The organism is Euzebya sp., from assembly GCF_964222135.1.
Classification (GTDB): domain Bacteria; phylum Actinomycetota; class Nitriliruptoria; order Euzebyales; family Euzebyaceae; genus Euzebya.
The window spans coordinates 20,911-27,236 of the sequence record NZ_CAXQBR010000069.1 but is presented as its reverse complement, the minus strand read 5'-3'; the positions used below and the strand labels follow the sequence as shown (position 1 = coordinate 27,236).

Sequence of the window (6,326 nt, the reverse complement as noted above, 5' to 3'; positions counted from 1 at the left end):
CGCGGTCGAGTTCGTCGGCCGGTCCGCCGCCGACGCCGACCCCGCGCTGATCCGCACCAAGGCGAACCTGATCCCCGCGTTGATCGACCCGCTGCGGGTGATCGACATCCGCGGCCTCGACCGCCAGGCCGACGGCGGGACCCACGTCGCGACCACCGCGGAGGTCGGCCGGGTCGAGATCACCAAGACCGAGTCGAAGGGCAAGGCGAACAAGCGCATCCGCCTGGCCGTCCACGACGCCGAGGGGTGAACGGGGGCACGCGGACGACGGATCAGCCCGAGGCGGCCGCGGAGCGGTACCACACCCACGGCAGGCTGCCCCCGAGCACCCCGCCAGCCGCGACGTTCGGCGCGACCAGGAACGCGAGGGCCACGGTCAGCACCAGGACGATCGTCGCCAGCGCGCGGGTCGTCGTGCTCATGCGGTGATCCTCCACCACCGCGGCCACCTCGTCACCCCGTCCCACCGATCGTCCGCGGGCGATCACGCGCAGTGACGCGCGCCCCCTCGATCCCCCGCCCAGCCCGACGCCGCCCACCCCATCTTGGCTAGGCTGCCGACGCGCGCGGCGACACGTCGAGCAGTCGCGGGGCCGAGGGCCGGCGCCGGCGAGGAGAGGGCAGGCGATGGAGTACTTCGTGACGGGCGGGACCGGGTTCATCGGCCGGTACCTCATCGAGCGGCTGGCACGGCGGGGCGGCACCATCCACGTCCTGGTGCGGGAGGGGTCGCTCGACAAGCTCGATGCGCTGCGCGACCGCCTCGGCCTCGACGACGACGTGCTCGTGCCCGTCGTCGGGGACCTGTCCGACCCCCTGCTCGGGGTGGACGAGGCGACGCGGTCCCGCCTGGCCGGCCGCATCGACCACCTCTTCCACCTGGCCGCGGTCTACGACCTCACCGCGGACGCCGAGCGCCAGCGCATCGCCAACGTCGACGGGACCGAGCGGATGCTCGCGCTCGCCGCCGAGCTCGAGGTCGGCACGGTGCACCACGTCTCCTCCATCGCGGCGGCCGGCCGCTACGACGGCTGGTTCACCGAGGACATGCTGGACGAGGCCACCGGCCTGTCCGATCCCTACTACCGCACGAAGCACGAGTCCGAGGCGCTGGTCCACGAGACCTGCCGGCGTCCGTGGCGGGTCTACCGACCCGGGATCGTCCTGGGCGACTCGACCACCGGTGAGATCGACAAGATCGACGGCCCCTACTACGTCTTCCCGCTCCTGAAGCGCCTCCGCCACGCACTGCCCGGCTGGTTCCCGCTGATCGGCCTCGAGGGACGCCGCCCCCCGATGGTGCCCGTCGACTACGTGGCGGACGCGATCGACCACATCGCCCACGCCGACGGCTGGGACGGCAAGGTCTTCCACCTGACCGGTGGCAAGCCCCCGACCTCCGGTGAGGTGCTCAACACCTTCGCCCGCGTCGCCGGAGCACCCCGCTTCACCATGCGGATCGACCCGGTGGTCTTCGACATGATCCCCGACGCCGCCCGCAACGGGCTGGCGGCGCTGGCGCCCGTCCGCCGCATCCGGGACGCGGCGACCGACGCCCTGGGCATCCCCCCGCAGCTGTTCGCCTACATGTCGAACCCGACGAAGTTCGACACCTCGAACACCGATGCCGCCCTGGAGGGGTCCGGCATCACCGCGCCGCCGCTCGACACCTACGCGTCCAAGCTGTGGGACTACTGGGCCCGCTACCTGGACCCGGCGCTGTTCATCGACCGGACCCTCGCCGGCGCGGTCGCCGGCAAGCGGATCATGATCACCGGCGCGTCCTCCGGCATCGGCGAGGCGGCCGCTCGCCAGATCGCCCAGGCCGGCGGCACCCTGCTGCTGGTCGCCCGCAGCGCCGACGCCCTCGAGGAGCTGGCGGAGGAGCTGACCGAGCTCGGCGGGACGGCCACCGCCCACCCCTGCGACCTGACCGACCCCGACGACATCCAACGGCTCATCGACGACGTCATCGAGACCCACGGCGGGGTGGACATCCTCGTCAACAACGCCGGCCGGTCGATCCGGCGGAGCCTCGAGCTGTCCTACGACCGCTTCCACGACTTCGAGCGGACGATGCAGCTGAACTACTTCGGGGCGCTCAAGCTGATCCTCGGCTTCCTGCCGGGCATGCGGGAGCGGAAGTCCGGCCACATCATCAACATCAGCTCGATCGGGTGCCAGACGAACGTCCCCCGCTTCAGCGCGTACGTCGCCTCCAAGTCGGCCCTCGACGCGTTCAGCCGCTGCGCGGCGACCGAGATCGTCGACGACGGCTGCCACATCACCACGATCTACATGCAGCTCGTGCGGACGAAGATGATCGCGCCCACGAAGATGTACGACGCGTTCCCCGCCATCACGCCGGGCGACGCCGGCCGCCTGATCAGCCAGGCCATCATCGACCGGCCCAAGCGCATCGCCACGGGGTTGGGCAACGCGGCGATGGTCGGCCACGCCGTCGCCCCCAAGCTGATGGACGCGATCCTGAACACCGGCTACCACCTGTTCCCCGACTCCACCGCGGCGAAGGACGGCGACCAGAGCCCGGCGACCGGCGAGGAGGCGTCGTCCGAAGGGCTCGCGTTCGCCTACCTCCTCCGGGGGGTCCACTGGTGAGCGGTCTCGTGGGCAGCCCGCAGCGACCGGGTCGCCTCCCCGCCTCGCCAGCCGCCGCGGTGCAGTCTGTGCAGATGGAGCTCTCCGGCACGACCGGCCCGCACGGCGCGGCCGGGCTGCTGCTGACCGCGGAGGGGCCCGAGCCCCGGATGCTGCTGGTCCTCCGCTCCGCCGCGGTCACCCACCCCCACACCTGGAGCGTGCCCGCCGGCTCCCTCGCGTCGGGCGAGCACCCGATCGAGGGAGCGATCCGGGAGGCGGAGGAGGAGCTGGGCGGCCTCCCCGACTTCGACGTGCTGGGGACGGTCACCGACGCGGTCACCGCCACCTGGTCCTTCCACACCGTCATCGCCCGCGTCGAGGCGGCCACGCCGGTCGTGGCGAGCGGGGTGGACGCGTGGGAGCTGGCCAGCACCCGCTGGGTCACCGCGTCGTCGGCGACCCGCCTGCCGCTCCACCCGCGCCTCCGCGCCTGCTGGCCGAGGCTGATGGAGGTCGTCGCCCGCCGCCACCACCAGTTCGCGCTGCTGCGCCTGTGAGGAGCGACCCGCCATGACCGTGGTCCTGTCGATCCGCTGCGCCGACGGCGTGGTCATCGCGTCGGACAGCCAGATCACCGACTCCGATCGCGGGATGAGCTTCCCCGCCCAGAAGCTGCACCACCTCGGCAGCCACGCGGCGTGGGCCGGCAGCGGCGCCCGCGGGGTCCTCGACGACGTCAAGCAGGCGCTCGACCAGCGAGCGGACGAGGTCCTGGCCGCCGACCGGGTCAGCCACGCGCTGCAGGAGATCGCGGTGCCGATCCTGAAGCGGCACTACGACCTGTTCATCCCCGACGTCCCGGGGGAGGACAGCGCGAGCACGCCGTCCGCGTACCTCCTGGCGGCGGGGTACGGCGAGGGCTCGCCGTTCATCGTGGAGATCAACCCCAACGGCCTGGTCAGCCGGTACGAGGACATCGGCTTCCACGCGATCGGCAGCGGCGCGCCGATGGCCCAGCAGGCCGGGGCGCTGCTGGCCCACTTCCGCATGGTCGACCGGCCGGTCCGCTTCGGCGTGCTCGGCGTGGTCCGGGTCATCGAGGCGCTGAGCACCACGTCGCCGAGCGTCGGCCTCGAGATCGACGTCGCCCGGATCACCGCCGAGGACGGCGCGCACCACCTCGACCAGGACGAGATCGACGAGGCGCGGGAGGGTGTCGAGCGCTGGATCGCCGCAGAGCAGGCGGTCCTCGACGACCTGCTCGACTGACCCGCGCTCAGTCCTCGGCGGTGAGGTCCAGGCTGTAGCCCTCGGCACGCACGCCCGGTGCGGGCTCGTGGTCCAGCGCGGGAGCCCGCTCGAAGCCCATGCGGTCGGCGATCTCGCGCATGGACTCCATCACCTGCATCACGGTCAGCACCACGCGGGTCTTCCCGGACTCCCGGGCCTGGGTGACCGCCCAGTCCATCAGCGCGCTGCCGACGCCGGAGCCCCGCTCGGCCGGTGGCACGGCCACCATGCGCAGGGCGAGGGTCCCCTCCTGGGCGCCCCGCCAGTCCCTGAACAGCGTCATCGTCCCGACGATCGCGCCGTCGCGGTCGGCGACGATGATCTCGCCGTCGCTCAACCGCCCGTACACGTTGGCGATGTCCTGTGCGAACATCGACCAGGCATCAGGCGCCATCGACGCGGCGTACTCGGCGTAGGCATCGACGATCAGCGACGCGACGATGTCGAGCTCGCCGTCCTCGGCGTGGCGGATGGTGAATGCCATGTGGCAAGGGTAGTGGGTTACCGGGGGTCGCTGCTGGTGAACATCTGCTAGGAATGGACACGGTGCACCCCTCCTCCCTCGAACGCGCGCGCCCGTACATCGCCTGGTCGGTCCTGCTGGGCATCGCCGTGGCCGTGGCCGTCATCGCGCTGCCGGCGTCCGGCGCGGAGGACGGCGAGGAGGAGCTCGAGAACCCCGTGGCGTTCGCCGAGACCAGCTACGCGAACGTGTGCGCCGAGTGCCACGGCGGCGACGGCCTCGGCGGGACGGTCCCCGGCACCGACTCCGAGGCGCCCGCGCTGACCGACGACAGCGCCGCCTACCTCGACCTGGTGCTGCGGACCGGCCGGATGCCCCCGCCGGGCGACCCCTTCGACAACCGCGCCCGCGAGGTCTACTACACCGACGTCGAGCGCGAGGCGATGGTCGCCTGGATGGTCGACGCGTTCGACCTGCCGTCGGACATCCCCGAGGTGGGGGAGGGCGACGTGTCGGCGGGGCTCGAGACGTTCGCGCTCAACTGCGCGCACTGCCACGGCAACGCGGGCGCCGGCGGGGTCGCCGGCCAGCGCGCGTGGACGCCGGAGGTCACCCACCTCGACCCCGTCGCCATCGCCGAGGCCATCCGCGTCGGTCCCTTCGAGATGCCGGCGTTCGGCGACGACCAGCTCTCCGACACCGACGTCGACGACATCGTCGCCTACCTCGAGGCGGTCGACGACGAGCCGGGCACGATCCTCGGCCTGGTGGAGCTGAACCCGGTGTTCGCGTCGGGCTTCGTGGGCGTCGTGGCCCTGGCCCTGATGGGCGCCCTCTTGTTCATCGGCGGCCGCCCCCAGCCCTTCGAGCGGGTCCCGGAGGAGGAGATCGGCGCGCAGATCGACCGTCCCGAGGGGCAGACCCCCATGCCGGGCGACCCCGCGTACGAGCGCGCGGTCGGCGACGTCGACCGGGACCACGAGCCCGTGCCGTACACCGACGAGGGCAAGAGCGACCGGGGCACCTCAGATGCCCCCCAGGCGGTCACCGCGGACGAGCTCGACCGAGACGAGCAGGAGGGCCCCCAGGCGTGAGCACCGATCCGCAGGGCGTCGGCGGTGAGGACGACGACCTGATCGTCCTGGCCCGCACGACCCCCGACCCGAGCACGGCCAACGACACGCTGGTCATGGGCACCGCGATCGCGGGGGCCGCCTTCGGCGTGGCGTTCGCGGTGTCGCTGGTCATCGGGCTGTCGATCTCGTGGTACGGCTCGTTCCTCGCGCTCGCGTTCTTCAGCCTGGGCCTGTCGATCCGCCGCTACTTCTTCGACCGCTTCCCCGAGGTGGAGGCGGCGGAGCTGCGCACCCACCCCGACGCCGACGCGGACCGGCCGCTCAGCGCGGTCGCGCCGCTGGCCCGACGCCCCCTCCTCACCCGGGTCCTCATCGCCTGCGCCGGCGTGTTCGGCGTCAGCCTCCTCGCGCTCGTCCCGTCCCTCGGCCCGCAGGTGGGCGACACGTTCCGCTCCACGCCGTGGCGCCGCGGCGTGCGGCTGAAGACGACCGACGACGAGGTGATCCGCCCGGAGGACGTCGCCGTCGGCGGGATCGTCACCGCCTGGCCGGACGGGGAGATCGGGTTCGAGCGAGCGGCCGTCCTGGTGATGCGGCTCTCGGCCGAACCGGTCGAGCCCACCAACCCGGAGTGGGTCGTCGGTGAGTCGCTGGTGGCCTACTCGAAGATCTGCACCCACGCGGGCTGCCCCGTCGCGCTGTTCCGCGAGCGCGACAACTCCCTGTTCTGCCCCTGCCACCAGTCCACCTTCGACGTCCGCGCCGGCGCGCAGCCGACGTTCGGCCCCGCCGCCCGCGCGCTGCCGCAGCTGCCGCTCGGCGTCGACGACGAGGGCGCGCTGATCGCCCTCGGCGACTTCGAGGCCCACGTGGGCCCCACGATCGGGTGAGAGGAG

At 72.6% G+C, this 6,326-nt stretch carries 7 protein-coding genes and 1 pseudogene; 6 read left to right on the top strand and 2 right to left on the bottom strand.

Annotated elements, in window-relative coordinates:
• Positions 1-250: pseudogene (locus tag ACEQ2X_RS15550) on the top strand (alanyl-tRNA editing protein); the annotation flags it as partial.
• 22 nt (positions 251-272) lie between these two features.
• On the opposite strand, the gene ACEQ2X_RS15545 reads toward ACEQ2X_RS15550, so the two are convergent.
• Positions 273-422 carry a hypothetical protein gene (locus ACEQ2X_RS15545; protein WP_370326744.1) on the bottom strand — a complete coding sequence of 50 codons (150 nt, stop codon included), beginning with the start codon at positions 420-422 and terminating at the stop codon, positions 273-275.
• 205 nt (positions 423-627) lie between these two features.
• On the opposite strand from ACEQ2X_RS15545, the gene ACEQ2X_RS15540 reads away from it, so the two are divergent.
• The 3 genes from ACEQ2X_RS15540 to ACEQ2X_RS15530 all read left to right on the top strand — a co-directional run bounded on the left by ACEQ2X_RS15540 (position 628) and on the right by ACEQ2X_RS15530 (position 3,870).
• Positions 628-2,619, top strand: coding sequence for an SDR family oxidoreductase (locus ACEQ2X_RS15540; protein ID WP_370326743.1), 1,992 nt, complete (start codon positions 628-630; stop codon positions 2,617-2,619).
• Positions 2,620-2,693: 74 nt separating this feature from the next.
• Complete coding sequence (locus ACEQ2X_RS15535; protein ID WP_370326742.1) at positions 2,694-3,158, top strand: NUDIX domain-containing protein; 465 nt, start codon at positions 2,694-2,696, stop codon at positions 3,156-3,158.
• Between the two features lie 13 nt (positions 3,159-3,171).
• Complete coding sequence (locus ACEQ2X_RS15530; RefSeq protein ID WP_370326741.1) at positions 3,172-3,870, top strand: proteasome protein; 699 nt, start codon at positions 3,172-3,174, stop codon at positions 3,868-3,870.
• A gap of 7 nt (positions 3,871-3,877) precedes the next feature.
• Here the strand turns inward: ACEQ2X_RS15530 and ACEQ2X_RS15525 are convergent, their stop codons facing one another.
• Positions 3,878-4,375: a GNAT family N-acetyltransferase gene (locus tag ACEQ2X_RS15525; RefSeq protein ID WP_370326740.1), complete on the bottom strand. Its 498-nt coding sequence runs from the start codon at positions 4,373-4,375 to the stop codon at positions 3,878-3,880.
• Between the two features lie 53 nt (positions 4,376-4,428).
• Between ACEQ2X_RS15525 and ACEQ2X_RS15520 the strand changes: the two genes are divergently transcribed.
• Positions 4,429-5,448 carry a c-type cytochrome gene (locus ACEQ2X_RS15520; RefSeq protein ID WP_370326739.1) on the top strand — a complete coding sequence of 340 codons (1,020 nt, stop codon included), beginning with the start codon at positions 4,429-4,431 and terminating at the stop codon, positions 5,446-5,448.
• Positions 5,445-6,320, top strand: coding sequence for a ubiquinol-cytochrome c reductase iron-sulfur subunit (locus ACEQ2X_RS15515; protein WP_370326738.1), 876 nt, complete (start codon positions 5,445-5,447; stop codon positions 6,318-6,320). The genes ACEQ2X_RS15520 and ACEQ2X_RS15515 overlap by 4 nt, the downstream gene beginning before the upstream one ends.
• Positions 6,321-6,326 lie beyond the last annotated feature (6 nt).

What these genes read in the sequence shown, in the direction of transcription:
- ACEQ2X_RS15545 (WP_370326744.1), bottom strand. Translation starts at nt 422, where the DNA reads ATGAGCACGACGACCCGCGCGCTGGCGACGATCGTCCTGGTGCTGACC.
- ACEQ2X_RS15540 (WP_370326743.1), top strand. Translation starts at nt 628, where the DNA reads ATGGAGTACTTCGTGACGGGCGGGACCGGGTTCATCGGCCGGTACCTC.
- ACEQ2X_RS15535 (WP_370326742.1), top strand. Translation starts at nt 2,694, where the DNA reads ATGGAGCTCTCCGGCACGACCGGCCCGCACGGCGCGGCCGGGCTGCTG.
- ACEQ2X_RS15530 (WP_370326741.1), top strand. Translation starts at nt 3,172, where the DNA reads ATGACCGTGGTCCTGTCGATCCGCTGCGCCGACGGCGTGGTCATCGCG.
- ACEQ2X_RS15525 (WP_370326740.1), bottom strand. Translation starts at nt 4,375, where the DNA reads ATGGCATTCACCATCCGCCACGCCGAGGACGGCGAGCTCGACATCGTC.
- ACEQ2X_RS15520 (WP_370326739.1), top strand. Translation starts at nt 4,429, where the DNA reads ATGGACACGGTGCACCCCTCCTCCCTCGAACGCGCGCGCCCGTACATC.